At 38.9% G+C, this 16,485-nt stretch carries 21 protein-coding genes; 14 read left to right on the top strand and 7 right to left on the bottom strand.

What is annotated here, in order from left to right; all coding sequences use genetic code 11:
- Window positions 1-65: 65 nt before the first annotated feature.
- Together trpS and FPV17_RS22005 are read right to left on the bottom strand one after the other, a co-directional pair.
- Window positions 66-1,055, bottom strand: a complete 990-nt coding sequence (trpS, locus tag FPV17_RS13985; protein ID WP_144559278.1) for a tryptophan--tRNA ligase — start codon at window positions 1,053-1,055, stop codon at window positions 66-68.
- Between the two features lie 103 nt (window positions 1,056-1,158).
- Window positions 1,159-1,320, bottom strand: a complete 162-nt coding sequence (locus FPV17_RS22005) for a hypothetical protein (protein ID WP_158332035.1) — start codon at window positions 1,318-1,320, stop codon at window positions 1,159-1,161.
- A 31-nt stretch (window positions 1,321-1,351) separates the two neighbouring features.
- On the opposite strand from FPV17_RS22005, the gene FPV17_RS13980 reads away from it, so the two are divergent.
- Window positions 1,352-1,861 carry a TlpA disulfide reductase family protein gene (locus tag FPV17_RS13980; RefSeq protein WP_052008183.1) on the top strand — a complete coding sequence of 170 codons (510 nt, stop codon included), beginning with the start codon at window positions 1,352-1,354 and terminating at the stop codon, window positions 1,859-1,861.
- Window positions 1,862-1,864: 3 nt separating this feature from the next.
- Here the strand turns inward: FPV17_RS13980 and FPV17_RS13975 are convergent, their stop codons facing one another.
- A complete protein-coding gene (locus FPV17_RS13975; RefSeq protein WP_035397074.1) occupies window positions 1,865-2,380 on the bottom strand; it encodes an HD domain-containing protein in 516 nt (171 codons plus the stop codon).
- 81 nt (window positions 2,381-2,461) lie between these two features.
- On the opposite strand from FPV17_RS13975, the gene trhA reads away from it, so the two are divergent.
- The 8 genes from trhA to pepF all read left to right on the top strand — a co-directional run bounded on the left by trhA (window position 2,462) and on the right by pepF (window position 10,476).
- Entirely contained in the window at window positions 2,462-3,112 is a 651-nt protein-coding gene (gene trhA, locus FPV17_RS13970; RefSeq protein ID WP_035397072.1) for a PAQR family membrane homeostasis protein TrhA, read from the top strand.
- 270 nt (window positions 3,113-3,382) lie between these two features.
- Window positions 3,383-3,610 (top strand): MerR family transcriptional regulator, encoded by a 228-nt coding sequence (locus FPV17_RS13965; RefSeq protein ID WP_035397070.1) that lies wholly within the window; start codon window positions 3,383-3,385, stop codon window positions 3,608-3,610.
- A gap of 24 nt (window positions 3,611-3,634) precedes the next feature.
- Window positions 3,635-4,864 carry a putative glycoside hydrolase gene (locus tag FPV17_RS13960; RefSeq protein WP_035397068.1) on the top strand — a complete coding sequence of 410 codons (1,230 nt, stop codon included), beginning with the start codon at window positions 3,635-3,637 and terminating at the stop codon, window positions 4,862-4,864.
- A 160-nt stretch (window positions 4,865-5,024) separates the two neighbouring features.
- Window positions 5,025-5,594 carry a GNAT family N-acetyltransferase gene (locus FPV17_RS13955; protein WP_144559277.1) on the top strand — a complete coding sequence of 190 codons (570 nt, stop codon included), beginning with the start codon at window positions 5,025-5,027 and terminating at the stop codon, window positions 5,592-5,594.
- Between the two features lie 498 nt (window positions 5,595-6,092).
- The gene (gene spxA / locus FPV17_RS13950; protein WP_035397066.1) at window positions 6,093-6,488 is read left to right on the top strand and encodes a transcriptional regulator SpxA; all 396 of its coding nucleotides are present in this window, start codon (window positions 6,093-6,095) and stop codon (window positions 6,486-6,488) included.
- 191 nt (window positions 6,489-6,679) lie between these two features.
- Window positions 6,680-7,309 (top strand): adaptor protein MecA, encoded by a 630-nt coding sequence (gene mecA, locus FPV17_RS13945; RefSeq protein ID WP_035397065.1) that lies wholly within the window; start codon window positions 6,680-6,682, stop codon window positions 7,307-7,309.
- A gap of 99 nt (window positions 7,310-7,408) precedes the next feature.
- Entirely contained in the window at window positions 7,409-8,587 is a 1,179-nt protein-coding gene (locus tag FPV17_RS13940) for a competence protein CoiA (protein WP_186370624.1), read from the top strand.
- An 83-nt stretch (window positions 8,588-8,670) separates the two neighbouring features.
- Window positions 8,671-10,476 (top strand): oligoendopeptidase F, encoded by a 1,806-nt coding sequence (gene pepF / locus FPV17_RS13935; RefSeq protein ID WP_144559275.1) that lies wholly within the window; start codon window positions 8,671-8,673, stop codon window positions 10,474-10,476.
- Between the two features lie 3 nt (window positions 10,477-10,479).
- Here the strand turns inward: pepF and FPV17_RS13930 are convergent, their stop codons facing one another.
- From FPV17_RS13930 to FPV17_RS13920, 3 genes are all read right to left on the bottom strand, one after another.
- The gene (locus FPV17_RS13930) at window positions 10,480-10,665 is read right to left on the bottom strand and encodes a hypothetical protein (protein ID WP_035397063.1); all 186 of its coding nucleotides are present in this window, start codon (window positions 10,663-10,665) and stop codon (window positions 10,480-10,482) included.
- Between the two features lie 153 nt (window positions 10,666-10,818).
- Complete coding sequence (locus FPV17_RS13925) at window positions 10,819-11,712, bottom strand: ClpXP adapter SpxH family protein (RefSeq protein WP_144559274.1); 894 nt, start codon at window positions 11,710-11,712, stop codon at window positions 10,819-10,821.
- Between the two features lie 17 nt (window positions 11,713-11,729).
- Window positions 11,730-12,125 (bottom strand): globin domain-containing protein, encoded by a 396-nt coding sequence (locus FPV17_RS13920; RefSeq protein WP_144559273.1) that lies wholly within the window; start codon window positions 12,123-12,125, stop codon window positions 11,730-11,732.
- 168 nt (window positions 12,126-12,293) lie between these two features.
- Here FPV17_RS13920 and FPV17_RS22390 point away from each other — a divergent pair, with 168 nt between their 5' ends.
- The gene (locus tag FPV17_RS22390; RefSeq protein WP_052008182.1) at window positions 12,294-12,935 is read left to right on the top strand and encodes a lytic transglycosylase domain-containing protein; all 642 of its coding nucleotides are present in this window, start codon (window positions 12,294-12,296) and stop codon (window positions 12,933-12,935) included.
- Window positions 12,936-12,986: 51 nt separating this feature from the next.
- Here FPV17_RS22390 and FPV17_RS13910 read toward each other — a convergent pair whose 3' ends face one another.
- On the bottom strand, window positions 12,987-13,568 hold the full coding sequence (locus FPV17_RS13910) for a CYTH domain-containing protein (RefSeq protein ID WP_186370623.1): 582 nt from the start codon (window positions 13,566-13,568) through the stop codon (window positions 12,987-12,989).
- Between the two features lie 100 nt (window positions 13,569-13,668).
- Here FPV17_RS13910 and FPV17_RS13905 point away from each other — a divergent pair, with 100 nt between their 5' ends.
- Genes FPV17_RS13905 through FPV17_RS13890 form a run of 4 tightly spaced genes read left to right on the top strand, consistent with a single transcriptional unit; the run spans window position 13,669 to window position 16,442 of the window.
- Entirely contained in the window at window positions 13,669-14,046 is a 378-nt protein-coding gene (locus FPV17_RS13905) for a UPF0738 family protein (protein ID WP_052008181.1), read from the top strand.
- 21 nt (window positions 14,047-14,067) lie between these two features.
- Window positions 14,068-14,691 carry a GTP pyrophosphokinase gene (locus FPV17_RS13900; protein ID WP_035397059.1) on the top strand — a complete coding sequence of 208 codons (624 nt, stop codon included), beginning with the start codon at window positions 14,068-14,070 and terminating at the stop codon, window positions 14,689-14,691.
- A 16-nt stretch (window positions 14,692-14,707) separates the two neighbouring features.
- A complete protein-coding gene (locus FPV17_RS13895) occupies window positions 14,708-15,508 on the top strand; it encodes an NAD kinase (RefSeq protein ID WP_035397057.1) in 801 nt (266 codons plus the stop codon).
- Window positions 15,501-16,442: an RluA family pseudouridine synthase gene (locus tag FPV17_RS13890; RefSeq protein WP_144559271.1), complete on the top strand. Its 942-nt coding sequence runs from the start codon at window positions 15,501-15,503 to the stop codon at window positions 16,440-16,442. Before FPV17_RS13895 ends, FPV17_RS13890 begins: the two co-directional genes overlap by 8 nt.
- Window positions 16,443-16,485: the final 43 nt, after the last annotated feature.

Genomic DNA, 16,485 nt, shown 5'->3' with positions numbered 1-16,485 from the left:
GAAGGCGTTTTATTTGTGTTCCAACTATAAAAAACCCCCCACATGATTCATGAGGGGGCAATGACTTATCTTCTTTTTCGTCCAAGGCCCATTGCGTTTTCCGCTTTTTTCAAGGTCTTGTTAGCTAGCTTGGCGGCTTTATCGGCGCCGGCATCAAGAATATCATCCAATTCACTAGAGTTGATTAACTCGTAATAGCGTTTTTGCACGGGTTCTAGCGTGTGAATAACGGCTTCAGCAAGATCCGATTTAAACGGACCGTAGCCGGAGTCACGATAACGCTCTTCAAGTGATGCAATACTTTCGTCTGTACATAATGAAAAGATTGAGAGCAGGTTTGAAACAGCAGGTTTATTTTCTGGATCGAAGCGAATCGTTCCATCTGAATCGGTAACAGCACTCTTTATTTTCTTTTCAATGGTTTTAGGTTCGTCTAGTAAAGAAATATAGCTTTTTGGTTGAGGGTTCGATTTACTCATCTTCTTAGTCGGGTCATTCAATGACATAATACGGGCACCGACTTTAGGAATTTGAACTTCTGGAATTGTAAATACATCGCCATATTTGTTATTAAAGCGTTCTGCTAAGTTGCGAGCAAGCTCTAGATGTTGCTTTTGATCTTCTCCAACAGGAACAATTGTCGTTTGATAAAGCAAAATGTCTGCAGCCATTAAAGGTGGATATGTAAGTAGTGCAGACGAAACCCCCTCTTTTCCTGCTGATTTGTCTTTAAACTGGGTCATTCGTTCAAGTTCACCAATGTAGGATAAACATTGCATCATCCAGCCAAGCTGAGCATGGGCAGGTACTTCTGATTGGATGAATAACGTCGCTTTCGTGGGATCAATCCCTGATGCGAGATAAAGGGCCGCAAGACTTCGTATTTGCTGTCTTAACTTTAACCGCTCTTGTGGGACTGTAATGGCATGTTGGTCTACAATACAAAAATAACTATCATAATCATGTTGCATAGAAGAAAAGTGCTTTAATGCACCTAAATAATTTCCGAGGGTTAAGATACCGCTCGGCTGAATTCCTGAAAATACTGTTTGCATAACGTTCACTCCTGTTCGTCTACTCCTAAATTATCCTAATTCAGTTTATCTATAATTGCAAATGGACCTATTCTGTTTATCTCAGGTTTGTGAAGGGTGTCCATTAACGATGCTGACTCTTTTTCTTTCGCAAAATAAAAAGACCGATGTTTAGTGCAAGTAATAGCGAAAACCAAAATAAAGAAAAAGGTATATCTTGAAAAAAGAAAACAAATAGTAAGAAAGCAAGAACAGCGACGAACTGATACACATGTAATAGGGTCATAAAAAAGCTCCTTAAGAGAAAGAGGGATAAAATGAAGCAAGGAAAATGGCTCGGCGTACTTTGGCTAATAGGGCTTCTACTCGTGACATCTACAGCTGAAGCTCGGGAAGAAGGGCCTCACATGAATCAAGTATTGGCACCCTTTAGTGGCTCAACACTAAATGGAAAAACAATCCATTATGAGATTGGTGCATATGATAAAACGGTAATTCATTTTTTTGCGACTTGGTGCTATCCCTGTCAAGAAGAAATGCCTGCTATTGTTAGCTTAAGTGAACAATTAAACCAGCAACCAAAGAGTCAATTTATCCCCATAAATTTAACTAGCTCGGAAAATAGCGTAAAAGCGTTAACCCCATTTTTACAACAATATGAGGCAACATTTGATCCACTCTTAGATAATGACGGATCTTTGCAAAAGGGGTTTCAAATTTTTGGCATACCCACAACGATTGTGATTAATGCCGATGGAACGATTATTCAACGGATAAACGGTCCTATTAATAAAGAAGAGTTTTTATCCATTAGCGAACAATCGTAAAGCTTACTCATTCAAAAGCGCATCAATTTGAACATCAAGGTCTTGAAGAAGGCTACGGGCGCGTTCCATTGTAATTGAACGATAATGGTGATCGCCTCCTGGTTCTTCATCGAGCGTATCCGCTTGAGCAACAATTTGTTGAAGCGGTGTTAAAGATAACTGACTTGGAGGTAAATGTGAATCGGTGTGAAGAAGAATAGCAATGGCAATTTCTTTTGCTTTTTTTGGATGTTCACCAAGTCGAATTAATAGTTTATGGGCACGTTCAGCACCTTTTATGGGATGAATGTCATACGCTTTATAAAGTGAATAGTCCCATTTTCCATTTTTATACCATGTGTAATGGCCGATATCATGCAAGAATGCCGCCTTAGTAGCTAAATCAACGTCAACTTTATGATTAATGGCTAAGGCGTACGCGTGATAAGCCACACGAATTGCATGAGCCATACCTGAACGATTAATGTATTTTTGTGTAATATGATGGTCAAAGACTTGAGTTAATGTAACATCTCTCATCTTTTCACTCCTTCCAAGCAATATGCAGTTTTAATTACCTATGCTATAATGGTTTAAAGCGTTTGTAAAGGAGAGGTTTAGTTGGCGGAGACGCATATTTTTACAAAACGAGAAGAAATTGCAAATGCCATTACACATGGTGTTGGTACACTGCTGAGTATCGCTGCCCTAACGTTGCTCATTGTCTATTCGAGCTTGTATGGTACTGCTTGGCATGTTGTGACATTTACCATTTATGGGGCAAGTATGTTGCTCCTATATATTTCCTCAACAATGGTTCATAGCTTTCCACCTGGTAAAGCAAAAGATGTGTTTGAAATAATGGATCATGCAGCCATTTACGTGTTTATTGCAGGGACGTATACGCCTATTGCACTTATTCTAGTAGGTGGCGGCTTAGGATGGACGTTATTTGGAATTGCTTGGGGATTTGCCATTGGTGGCGTGATCTTTAAGATCTTTTTCGTGAAAAAATTCTTGTTCATATCAACAATGATTTACTTATTAATGGGATGGCTTGCATTGCTTGCAATAGGGCCGATTTTTCATTCACTTTCAACTACGGGTATTTGGTATTTACTCATTGGTGGTATCTTTTACTCAGTTGGTACGATTTTTTATATGTGGAGAGGATTTCCCTATCATCATGCGGTATGGCATTTGTTTGTTATAGCCGGCTCGGTTTTCCATTTCTTTTTAATCCTCCATCATGTGTTACCAGTAGGTTTGTAATGAAGTAATAAAAAAACGAAGCGCCATTGACGTATGTGCCATGTCAAATGCGCTTTTTTCTTTTGAGCAAAAGGGCAAGTGGCTGCGACGAATAAAAAGAATTTATTCAAATCGAGAAAAATTGCAAGAAGGTTTACCGATTTCCAATTAGTTGAAAAAAGCGTGTTGGGAAAAAAGGAAGGTTCTTGAAAAAAATTAGATTTTTTTCTGCCTTTTTGATGGCATAAATGAACCAAGGACGTTATACTTTATGTCGAGGAGGCTCGTAATTTGTATATTACGTTAGAGCAGTTATCCACATATTTAGGACTTACTGAATCGTACATAAAAGAACAGCTTCTTTTAGGAAACATTAAAGGTGTTTACGACGGGAATCGATGGCTTTTTAACAAAGAACAATTTGTTCAGCATAAAGATCGGCTAGAACAAAAACGAAAACAGCTTTTAAAAGAGCAGCTAGAGTTAGAAGAAGATTGGGATGCTAAAGACGAAGATTAGCGATTAAAAATAAGGAGTGTAGGTATGAATAACTTTTTAAAACGAACATGTTATACCATCGGTGCAGGGGCACTAGGATCTGCGTTGTTATTAATGGCAACATCAGAAGCAAAGGCAGATTCTGGTGTGGCATTGATGCATTCACAAAAAGTAACAAGCGACAGCAAAGCATTTGAAATCCCTTCGTCATCTGCTCGATTTGTCTATCAATCTGGCTATCAATTTGACTATCCTGAGGACGGTGTAAGAGGGATCTTTTTAACAGCTCACTCTGCAGGCGGCTCCAGGTTAAATACACTTGTTGACTTTGTAAATGAGACAGACATTAATTCAATGGTCATCGATATTAAGGATGATACTGGAAACATTACGTACATGCCTGAAGAGGATTCACCATTTTACGATATTGCCAAAAACTATATTGATGATCCAGCGGCAATGATGTCAGTATTAGAAGAGAATGATATTTATCCTATTGCGCGTATTGTTGTGTTTAAAGACTCGGTACTTGCTGACTTAAGGCCAGAGCTTTCTTTTAGAGAAAGCAATGGTCAATTATGGAAAAACCGAAATAATGATGCATTTGTAAATCCATTCTTAGAAGAAGTGTGGGATTACAATGTAGAAGTCGCAAAAGAAGCTGCGAAAATGGGCTTTAAAGACATTCAATTTGATTATGTTCGCTTCCCAGAAGGTTTCTTAAGTCGTTCAGACAGCTTAGAGTATGGTTTAGGAAACTATGATGACGGTAATGGGGCTACCGTTGAAAGCCGAATTGATGCAGTTGCAGATTTTGTTGGCTATGCACGAGAAGAATTACAGCCATTTGGTGTAGATGTATCTGTTGATATCTTCGGTGCTGCAGCTCGTGGCTTTGAAGAAAATGTTGGACAAGATTTCGTGAAAATCTCTAGAAATGTTGACGTTATTTCGTCAATGCCGTATCCGAGTCACTGGGGACCATTTTCCATTGGAGATATTGATAAGCCTGATTTGTATCCATATGAAGTTATGGACGAGTATTCTCAGTTAGAAAACGATGTGTTAGCTGAATTAGGTGATGAAAAACCTGTTCAAAGACCTTGGTTGCAAGATTTTACAGCCAGTTATTTAGGGTCTGGGAACTATATAAACTATGGTGTAAATGAAGTTGAAGCACAAATTAAAGCACTTCATGACAATGATATTCATGAATTTTTACTTTGGAATGCAAGTAACACGTATACAGAAGGCGTTAATTACGTGAATCCTTAAACAAAACAAAGAGGTTGTTTAACTAGGTGTAAACCTAGTTGAACAACTTTTTTTTAGGAACCGCTTATTCATAAGATGGTCTCGTCAGGAAATACTACTAGAGAGTAGGTTTGTAAATAATGAAATGACGGTATAGTAAATAAAAAGGAGGAAATGTGTAATGAAAACTTGGTATGATAAACTTGCAGAGTATTTCCCTATTGAGGAAATGAAATCGGAAGAGCATATGAAGCTTTTGTTAAAGGAAAAAAGCGATATTTATCACAAAGACGAGAGTGATCAACATGTACTAATGTATGTGGAAACAGACGAGTTTGTATTTGTTGATTATCTGTTTGTTTCAAGCAATGCGAGAGGGGAAGGTTTAGGGAAAAAATTGTTGGACCAATTGAAAAATAAGAAGAAGCCGATTATACTAGAAGTAGAGCCCATTGATTACGAAGACACAGATACAAAAAAAAGACAGCGGTTCTATAAGCGAGAAGGCTTTACTCATGCTAAATCAATCGGCTATCGTCGGCGTTCTCTAGCGACGAATGAAGTCAATGAATTAGAGATTCTTTTTTGGTCACCAGAGAACGATGATGAGAATACAATTTATGAACAAATGAAGCACACGTACGAAACGATTCATACGTATAAAGATAAACATTTATATGGAGAATCCTATGAGCCAGTAAATAAAGTATTAACGTATGAGGAAGAAAGCAAACCTTTGAAACCTTCTTGAAAAGGTGGTGTTTGTGTGCAAAAGAAAAAGAAGCAAAAAAATAAAAAGAAACGTCGGATTTGGGAAGATTTATTGCGGAAGCGTTTTGGCAAGTTTCGGAAACGTCGTCTACATGACCATCCGTATCCTCAATCAAAAAAATGTAGTGCTTAACGATAGATAGGCAAGCAACGCTCTCTAGAATGACATCTGTCATAATTGGAGAGCGTTGTTCTGTATCTGTCTTTTTTAGGTTAGATCGTAATGTATGTGAAAAATCCCTTTGTAATCATTAAAAGCAACAAATGAGGAAAAGAAAACAGGTTTAAATAAAAACAATTCGGGGTAACTATACAAATAGTTGTAGTCTTTCACATACTTTTTGTTTAATCTTTGTATAAGTTTTACGGTTCAACACTATACAACTATTAGACAAAATTGTATAATAAGAATGTGATTAAGTGAACGAATGCAAATAGAAGTCCATTTGATAATGATGTAAAGGAGAGATTCAATAAGATGGTCACACTACTAACATCCCCTAGTTGTACATCTTGTAGAAAAGCAAAAGCATGGTTAGAAGAGCATGATATTCCATTTGAAGAGCGGAATATTTTTGCAGCACCACTCTCTGTAGAAGAAGTAAAACATGTCGTTCGTATGACGGAAGATGGTACAGATGAGATCATTTCAACTCGCTCTAAAGTATTCCAAGAGCTTGATGTTGAATTGGAATCTTTGCCGCTACAAAAATTATTTACCATTATTAGTGATAATCCAGGATTATTACGTAGACCGATTATATTTGACGAAAAGCGCCTTCAAGTAGGTTACAATGATGCGGAAATTCGTCGCTTCTTGCCACGAAAAGTTCGTACGTTCCAACTTCAAGAAGCACAACGTCTTGTGAATTAATGACCTTCTGTTGGATACAGAAGGTTTTTTCTTGACTTTTTTCTTTCAATAAGAGAAAATTATTAATCAATAATCTCGCCGAAAGCATGCAGATTCATTTCATTTTTTTCTGATCTATCATACAATAGAAATAGAGGATCTGCTCACTTCTTGAGTGTGACAACCATAATCCGTTAGGAGGGGGAGCGAGAATGGAGATTGAACGCGTAAACGATACAACAATTCGATTTTTTATTACCTATAAAGATATTGAGGAACGTGGTTTCGAGCGTGAAGAGATCTGGTATAATCGTGAACGAGGAGAAGAACTCTTTTATGACATGATGAATGAAGCAAGTGATCGTGATGATTTTGAGCTTGATGGGCCTCTATGGATTCAAGTCCATGCACACGATAAAGGCTTAGAAATTCTCGTGACACGTGGCCAAATCTCTGATGGAAATATGAAGCTTGAGATTCCTGTTAAAGAAGAAGATGTTGAGGAAGAAAACACGGAGCTAGACGAATTAAATAAGCAAGTGGACTCACAGTACGACCAACTTGAGATTATTATTGGTTTCAGAGAATTCGAAGATGTTATTTCTCTGAGTCAATCCGTTCAGCCTGAGTTTTTGACAAATAGCTTGTATCATTACGAAGGTCGTTACTATTTGCATATCCACTTTAATAACGATCATTATACAGAAGATGAACAAGATAACTTATTAAGTCGTATGTTAGAGTTTGGATATGAATCAGAATTGACGATCCATAGGCTAAAAGAGTATGGAAAAGAAATTGCTGTTACAAATGCATTAAGTGTTATTAAGCAAGCGTTTTAATAAGGAGCGTCCGTTGACGTTCCTTTTTTTCGTGATGGAAGAAGGATTAATGAGACGATAGCGAGAATGTGTCTTATTAAGAAAGAAAGGAGAGATGGTTTGTACACTGCGAAAAATCAAAACGACGCGCAAGTCCACATTCACAATTCGCAATCAAAACAATACTGGTTAAAAAAAAGACGAGAAGAGACGTTCTTTTGTCAAAGTTGTAAGCAAGAAGTTGTCGTACGACTAGGAAAGAAACGTCGTTGGCACTTTGCTCATCGCAAATTAACTGCGTGCAAAGGGAGCTCAACGAACGAATCGCTACTTCACCAACAAGGAAAGGAACTACTCCACGCTTTCTTCTTACACACCTTCCCAAAAACGTCACTGGAACATTACTTACCCCAAACAAAACAACGACCAGATATTCACATCCAAGCTGGCAATACAAGTATTGCGATTGAATATCAGTGTTCTGCTATAAGTGCTGAAGATATGATTTCGCGTAACGATGCCTACCGTTCATTAAATATTGTGCCTGTATGGGTACTCGGTGCACAGCGATTAAAGCGAAAACGAGCTGCTCAATTTCTTCTTCATGAATTTGAATTTTACGCCATCTATCTATACAACCACCGTCGATACCTCTATTATTTTGACCCCCTATGTAACTTGTTTTGCTTTTTATCAAATTTGTTTAGTCTTCATGGCAACGTCGTGCTTGCTAGTTGTGATTATATCAAATTGAATCAATTAACGCCGCAGCGCTTATTCTCACCTCCTTGGCGATCCGCGATCTCTTTAAACGATGAATATGTACGATACCGTAAAAAAGCAGCTACACAAATGATGCTTCAATATCCCTTCCTCCTTCCTTATTACCAACAAATGCGTTTAGATCGAATACCTCCGTTGATTGGATGGTCATTACCAGCTCAACTATATGTGACAGCTCCCCCTCATGTATGGCAAACCTTTTTCGTTTTTGATATTTTAGAACAGTTTCCCCTTCATAAACCGTTCTCCTATACAACTATAAACCAACGATTGACTGCCCTAGTTCAACGATTTCAATGGGGGCTGCGAGCCCAATGTACCTACAGTAGTGTTGTTCCCAAATTAGTCACACAATACATGGATCTTCTCATTTCCTTCCGTTATTTGGAAAAATCAGCTGTTTCGTCCCTCGTATATAAACGAGTCTATTCGGCAAAAGAAACGATTGAAAGTGAAACGGTTCTTGTGCAAAAATGGTCAGAAGTAAATAAAAAGCAAGAGGCGTATTTGTCGTGATGGTACCATCTATTATGGAACAGTCGTGCTATTGTTCAAAATACTTGTTATAATGAAAAAACATATAGAAGGAGGTAGGCGGAATGGCAGAAGAAACAGTGTTAAAACGAGAAGAAATTCCGAAAGAGTCAACTTGGGATTTGGAGTCCATTTATAGTACACCTGAAGAATGGGAACACGCTTGTATGCAGTTGCGTGAAAAAGTTGAGGATTTCCAAAAGTATAAAGGGAAAGTGGTCTCTTCAGCAAACATGTTGTTTCAAGTTTTAGAAGGGTATTATGATTTGGAGGTAGAGGCTACAAAGATCTTGGTTTATGCTCGTCATAGTAGTGATGTAGACACGACCAACTCTGTTTTACAAGAGCGCAGTGAAAAAGGATCACAGCTCTATGTAAATTTTAATGATAAGACCGCCTTTTTGCAACCAGAGATCTTGCAAATGAATGAGTCGAACTTAGCCCACTTTTTACAATCGTATGAGCCGTTACAAAAGTACAAGCAATATGTTGCTTTCATGCATCATCGAAAAGACCATATTTTATCGGAGAAGGAAGAAGCGTTATTATCCCGTTTGCAAGAACCGTTTGCAGCATCTAGAAAAACCTATTCATTGCTAACAAATGCTGATATTACGTTTAAGACGGTTAAAGACGAAAAGGGAGAAGACATTACTGTAACGCCTGGAAGATTTATAACGCTTATGGCGCAACCGGATCGTTTTGTCCGAAAGCGAGTATATGAGTCTTACTATGCTACTTATGAGCAATTTAGCCATACAATCGCGTCAATTTTAAGTGGAGAGGTAAAAGCAAAGCAGTTTGAAGCAACGATGAGAGGCTATGATTCAGCAAGAGCAGCAGCCCTTGATGAAAATTACATCTCAGAACGTGTGTATGACCAGCTAGTTGAAACGGTTGGAAAGAGTTTGCCGCTTTTACACCGCTATATGCGCCTTAGAAAACGCTTGTTAAAACTTGAACATTTACATATGTACGATCTATACACGCCCATTGTACAAGATGTTCAACTGCCTTTTACCTATGAGGAAGCGAAAGAAACGATGCTCTCATCCCTTGCGCCTCTTGGAGAAGAGTATGTATCCATTGTTCAAAAAGGTCTAAATGAACGTTGGGTCGATTTGTATGAAAATAAAGGGAAAGATAGTGGTGCCTATAGTGGAGGGAGCTACGGAACGAAACCGTTCATTTTAATGAATTGGCAGGACACGCATACGAGTTTGTCGACTCTCACACATGAATTTGGGCATAGTGTTCATAGCTATTACACGAGAGAAAATCAGCCTCCTGTGTATGGACGCTACACCATTTTTCTGGCTGAAGTAGCATCAACCTTAAATGAGCTGTTGTTACACGATTATTTAATAAAAAAAGAAACAAATAAACAAAAGAAGATTTACTTACTAAATCAATTATTAGATGGGATGAGAACAACTGTTTTTCGTCAAACAATGTTTGCAGAATTTGAGCATTTCCTTCATAGTCAAAATGAAAAAGGTCAGGCGATTACAAAAGACGTACTAGCAAAAGCTTATAAAGAGTTAAATGAAAAGTATTATGGGCCAGATGTGATTACAGATGACGCCATCGCCTATGAGTGGGCACGAATACCTCATTTCTTTATGAACTACTACGTGTATCAGTATGCAACCGGTTATAGTGCTGCTGTCGCTTTATCAGATGCCATTCATGAAGAAGGAAAGCCTGCAGCTGACCGATTCATCACGTTTTTACAATCAGGTATGACAGATTTTCCTATTGAGCTTCTGAAAGAAGCGGGTGTTGATATGACAGCAAAAGAACCTGTACAAGTGACGATGAAGCGCTTTGAAGAAACATTAGATGAGCTTGAGAGAATGCTTGCTGAATAATAGTTAACCCCGAGATCGATAGCCTTTAAACCGGTTTTTCTTTTGATTCGGTCGAAAGAGAAAGTAGCTGGCACCAAATAATAACGGTGTTGCAATCCAAATGGGAAATAAATGCAACAAACTCATCAAGTAAAGGCCAAATGCAACAAACAATAGCACTAAACGAAGGAAAAACATGCTTTTTTTCATTGGTTAAACGCTCCTTTGTTAAACGAGATAGCGAAGGATCATAAAGAAAAACTTGCATTCTACTTTCATTATACGTTAAGATAGATTTTGCATGTCACATTCTCTTTGCAATATAAAAAAGCTACGTATCTAGTCAAAGATACGTAGCTTTTCTTATGCAATCCATTTCCAAAAAGTGCCATATTTAAACGGGACCGCTTCTACTTTTTGCTGGAGCATTAACGATTTTAATGAACGCTCTACTTCTTCAGGCGATTTATCAAGAACAGTAGCAATTTCTGAGGTTGCTAAAAATCCATAATGACAAAGGAACGCCTCCAAGTTTGGATGGGATGCGCGCTCAGGAGTAAAACCTAACATGTCTTCCAATAGCTGTACGTAAATGTGATAAGGGTAATGACCAGAAATTTTTATACCGGCTTCTTCAGAGTTGCCGTTAAAAAACACGAGACTCGGTACAGACTCAACATCCATTTCTGATGTTGTCTGAATATCACATTGCAACGCTTTTGTAGCAGTCGCAGAATGCAGGTCATCTAAAAAGACATCTACATCTAGTCCAGCTTCTCTAGAACATTGCTTTAAAATGGCTTCATCTGTCACGTTACATTTTCGGAGAAACAACGCTTCCCGTAGTTTTCTTAAGAAACGTAAACCAGCACGAGGTCCTTGAAGTTCGGCTGCTTTAACCGCAATGTACGCGTTATATGGATTGATATCCATTTTGTTTAGTTCAACTTTACCTGCACAACACATCGTAGGATCAAGTTGTGTTTCTTGTTTGCTTTTCTTTTTTAAAGAGCGGTTAAAAGCGTTCCAATACGATAATTTCCCTGCTAAAAGAATTCGTACTTTAAAGTAATGACCATATTCAATCTGAAACTTTTTTATAATCGGCTCAATGGTCCAACAATCATGGCAAAGTGGATCAATGAAGAAATAAATTTCAATCGGCTTTTTTAGTGGCAATTGCTCACGTGAGTCGGAGATGCCACAAATACCCATTTCTTGATTACACTCTTCGAAAGAATGACGTTTAAGGTTCATGGTACAACTCCTTTCTTTTACCTTGGTGCTGATGCGTGATTTACCATATGATGAGCGGTAAGTGTAAGTCGCTGCATCATAAATTCACGAATATCACCTGATAAATGCACGTCGTCCATCGCTTTTTCCATACAGGCAAGCCAAGCATCCGCTTGAACAGGGCTAATGACAAATGGCATGTGACGAGCCCTCAGTCGTGGATGACCGTACTCCTCTGTATATGCTTGTGGACCACCAAAAAATTGCGTTAAGAATTTTTTTTGCTTATCTTTTGTTTCTGTTAAATCGTCAGGAAATAAATGAGTTAAATCACTATGGTTTTTTACGTAGCCATAGAAAGCTTCAACGAGAGAATCAAGTGTCGCTTCTCCACCGATTAAAGCATAAGGGCTAGTTTTGTTTTGGTCAGGCACGGTTACCCTCGCTCCTTTTACATCAATACCATAGTTCTATTGTAGCAACGTTTACGACGTTGGGCAAATCATGTGTTTTAGAACGAGTAAAAAGGGTAATCATATTGTCTATTTTTGGAGATCCCTGTACAATAGAAGAAAATGTACGTGAAAAGCAGGTGAACTAGGTTGACTATTCATTTTTGGCCACTAGCACAAGGGTATGATAGCGTGAGCACTAGCACTGCTCAAACAGTGCCCTTGAATCAAACTGATTTTAGCACGTTTTTGGCAACGGCGATGCAACAAACATCTTCTGCGCAATCTTCTTCTTTATCGTTACCTTTTTTATTGCCCTTATTTAATCAGCAGTTAGAGCAGGTGCCTGCAGGAAGTGGTGCCTCTTCATCGATAAATGGGGCTTCTTTATCTAAAAATGTCGATGCAAACGCTCAAGCCTATATGCCTTTAATTGAACGGATTTCGAATGAATATCAAGTGGATCCGAAGCTGACGATGGCTATAATAAAGCATGAGTCAAATTTTAATGAAAAAGCGGTAAGTTCTGCTGGGGCGAGCGGGTTAATGCAGCTTATGCCCGGAACTGCAAGAGGGCTTGGCGTGACATCGATATTTGATCCGGAACAAAATATCCGAGGCGGCGTACGTTACATAAAAGATATGCTCAATCGTTACGATGGTAATGTATCTCTAGCGCTAGCCGCCTATAATGCAGGTCCAGGTAACGTTGATAAATACAACGGAATACCGCCATTTAAAGAAACTCAAGCGTATGTACCGAAAGTAATGAGTACTTATCAGCAAGCCTAACAAAAAGGAACCAAACGTTTCGTGCGCTTGGTTCCTTTTGTTACTTGCGAATTAGTTACTATCGGTAAAGTGAGGAGAGGTGGAAAAGAAGCGAGCGACTTTGTTGGCAGCAGGTTTACACGTTATCTGCTGTTGATGTAACAGCTCTGTCAGCACTTCAACTGCTTGGATCATCGAGGTACCTTCATACTCAATCTCATAATCTTCTCGATGGTTGTATTCACTGTGATCGAGACAAAGTAACCCGTCTTTATATGGATACGTAATTCGGTGTGTAGTCAACTGTCCGTATGGATAAAAAACGCACGTATTTGGAAGAAGGGATTCTATGGCTATTTTTACAGCCCCTTCAGGCAATGTTCCTGAAAGGAATAAAGCTTGATCGGTTTCTTCTAGTTTTTGATGGGTTTCCACCATACCTTCGTCTGTTTGTTGCTTTAACGTTAAGACAGCTTTTCCTGCCTTCGTTCGTATGCGTAATGCGGCCGTTTTATCCTTTAAATGAAATGCTTGTGTATCAAAATATTCGTTTCGCTGAGTAAGTGGTTGTTTCTTACCGAGGACGTGTTGTAATTGCTCGTATTCTTCTTTTGTCAGAAGAGATTTCGCTTCATATTCCATTTCTGTTGTCATTAATCGTCTCACCCTTCGTTCGCTTATACTCATCATGTGTGTTTTGGCTCTCATTTATGATAAGATATAATCGGAAAAAGAGGCAAGTTGGAGGGGTCAGATGGAATACTTACACGTACAATCAATTGAAGTAGGAAACGAGGTAACAACGGTCTATTTAAATCAGGAGGTTAGCGAGCGTAGTGCGAATGACTTAAAGGACGGCGAGCGGATCTTAGTGGACTCTGATCAATTTGCATTTTTGTATATTATTGAAGATCATAAAGGCTTCCGTGGCATACGGTTCGATGAACAAGTTTGGCCCGAGTTGAAAAAAGGTTATGAAAGCGAAACAACCTTCTATTTAAAATTGAACGAAAGTACTCGTTTGACATTAGCGCAATTTAATGATGAAATGACGTTTTTGTTAGAAAATATACAAGGGAATGGAAACTACGGAGAAGCATTTGAACTGGCTGTGAAGTCTGTGTTTGAATAGCGAAAAAGCAGGTGATGAAAAATGGATTGGGATTCTTTCTTAACTCCTTATAAGCAAGCGGTAGACGAGTTAAAAGTGAAATTAAAGGGAATTCGTGAGCAATATCAAAAAACATCTCTCCATACACCGATTGAATTTGTTACTGGTCGAGTAAAACCAATATCTAGTATTTTAAATAAAGCAGAACGCAAGCAAATCCCTCTTGATCGTTTAGGGGAAATGCAAGATATTGGTGGTGTTCGGATTGTCACCCAATTTGTAGAAGATATTGATAAAGTTATTGATTTAATTCGATCTCGAACGGATTTCGTGATTGTTTCTGAGCGTGATTATATAAAAGAAAAGAAACCGAGTGGCTATCGGTCCTATCATATGATGCTCCAATATCCTGTTCATACGATTAAGGGTAGAGAAAATGTCATTGTCGAATTGCAAATTCGAACGATGTCAATGAACTTTTGGGCAACGATTGAGCATTCATTACGTTATAAGTACAGTGGAGAGATCCCTGATGATATTAACATGCGGTTGCAACGAGCGTCTGAAGCTGCATTTTGGCTAGATGAGGAAATGTCCATTATTCGGGATGAAGTTCAAGAGGCGCAGCGGATTATTACCGCGAAACAACGCCAAAATAGAGGATAGGCAGGAGGCTAATGGCGTGAAGTTCTCAGTTGCTTCGAGAGGGGATAACCTTTCGAATGATTTATGTGAGTCAATGAAAGAAAAGTTGCTTAAGGCGGATTTAATTCTCGATCATGAAGAACCAGACATTGTCATTACTGTAGGTGGAGATGGCACGTTACTTGAAGCATTTCATTTATATGCACACCGGTTAGAAGAAACGGCTTTTGTAGGTATACATACGGGGCACCTTGGTTTTTATGCAGATTGGGTACCAGAAGAAGCGGATCACTTAGTCACACATATCATTAAAACGCCCTATCAAATTGTTGAGTATCCTTTATTAGAAGTGGTGATACGGTATCGAGATGGACGAGCCTCAAGGCGCTACTTAGCGTTGAATGAGTCAACGATTAAAAGTTCAGAAGGATCTCTAGTATGTAATGTCGAAATAAAAGGTGAGGTCTTTGAAACGTTTAGAGGAGACGGGCTTTGTATGTCAACTCCGTCAGGAAGCACAGCTTATAACAAAGCATTAGGTGGGGCTATTTTGCATCCATCCTTAGCATCGATTCAGCTTTCTGAGATGGCTTCGATTAATAATCGAGTTTATCGTACGTTGGGTTCGCCACTTGTGTTGCCTCAACATCATACGTGTTTATTGAAATTATTAAATGATGTATCCGTTCAAGTAACGATTGATCATTTCAATGTGCCAAATTATGAGGAAAATGTTGATACCGTTCAATGTCGAGTAGCGGAAGAAAAAGTTCGTTTTGCACGTTTTCGTCCGTTTCCGTTTTGGAAGCGTGTGAAGGAGTCGTTTATCAGTGAATAAAAAGGAGCTAAAATGGCGCGTTAGGAAAAGTGAGGCAAATCTCTCACTGCGCGCTTTTTTACGTGAAGAAAAACAGCTCTCCAAGCGTTTGCTGTCTGCGATAAAGTTTCAAGGTGGCGAAATCTTTCTAAACGATGTGCCTGTTACTGTTAGAGCATATGTGAAAGAAGGAGATCACGTACGAGTTTGTCTACCTAATGAGCAGGTGAGTTCATCTTTAAAGCCACAAAACATAGCACTCACCATTCATTATGAAGACACAGACCTTCTCGTCGTGGAAAAGCCAGCCATGATGGCAACCATTCCTTCCCACGATCATCCTGATCATACGCTAGCCAATGCAGTGTTGAACTATTACCAAAAACAAGATATTGCGGCAACGTTTCATGCGGTTAACAGACTAGATCGGGGAACGAGTGGATTAATAATGATTGCCAAACATCGTCATGCGCACGATCTACTTTCTAAAGCGCAGCAACAAGGTGAATTGAAACGTTATTATTCAGCAGTAGTCACGGGTGTACCGAAATTAAAGGGAACGATAAACGCACCAATCGGTCGCAAAGCTTCAAGCATTATTGAAAGAGAAGTACGGGCTGACGGCAAGCCAGCTCTTACATATTACAGACGAATTGCCTCTAATCAGAAAGAAAGTCTTCTTCAACTTGAATTGCAAACAGGGAGAACGCATCAAATTCGCGTTCACCTTCAATCGATCGGTTTTCCTCTTTTAGGAGATGGCTTATACGGAGGCGATCAACGATGTTTTTCCCATCAAGCATTGCATTGTTACCAGCTAACATTCACACAACCGCTAACTGGAGAAAGGTATGTAATCAAAAGCCCACTGCCTAAAGCTTGGAAACGGGTTTGTGCCGATATGGCGATAGAAGATACGAATCAAGATTTTTTCCCTTCTAAGCTAGTTGACTGATTAATAATGTGATAAACTATTAGTACCTGATAATAAAAATTGG

Origin of the sequence: Shouchella miscanthi (assembly GCF_007725405.1) — a bacterium.
GTDB classification, from domain to species: domain Bacteria; phylum Bacillota; class Bacilli; order Bacillales; family Bacillaceae_D; genus Shouchella; species Shouchella hunanensis.
The sequence above is the reverse complement of the archived record's forward strand: the minus strand, read 5'-3'. Positions and strand labels throughout refer to the sequence as shown.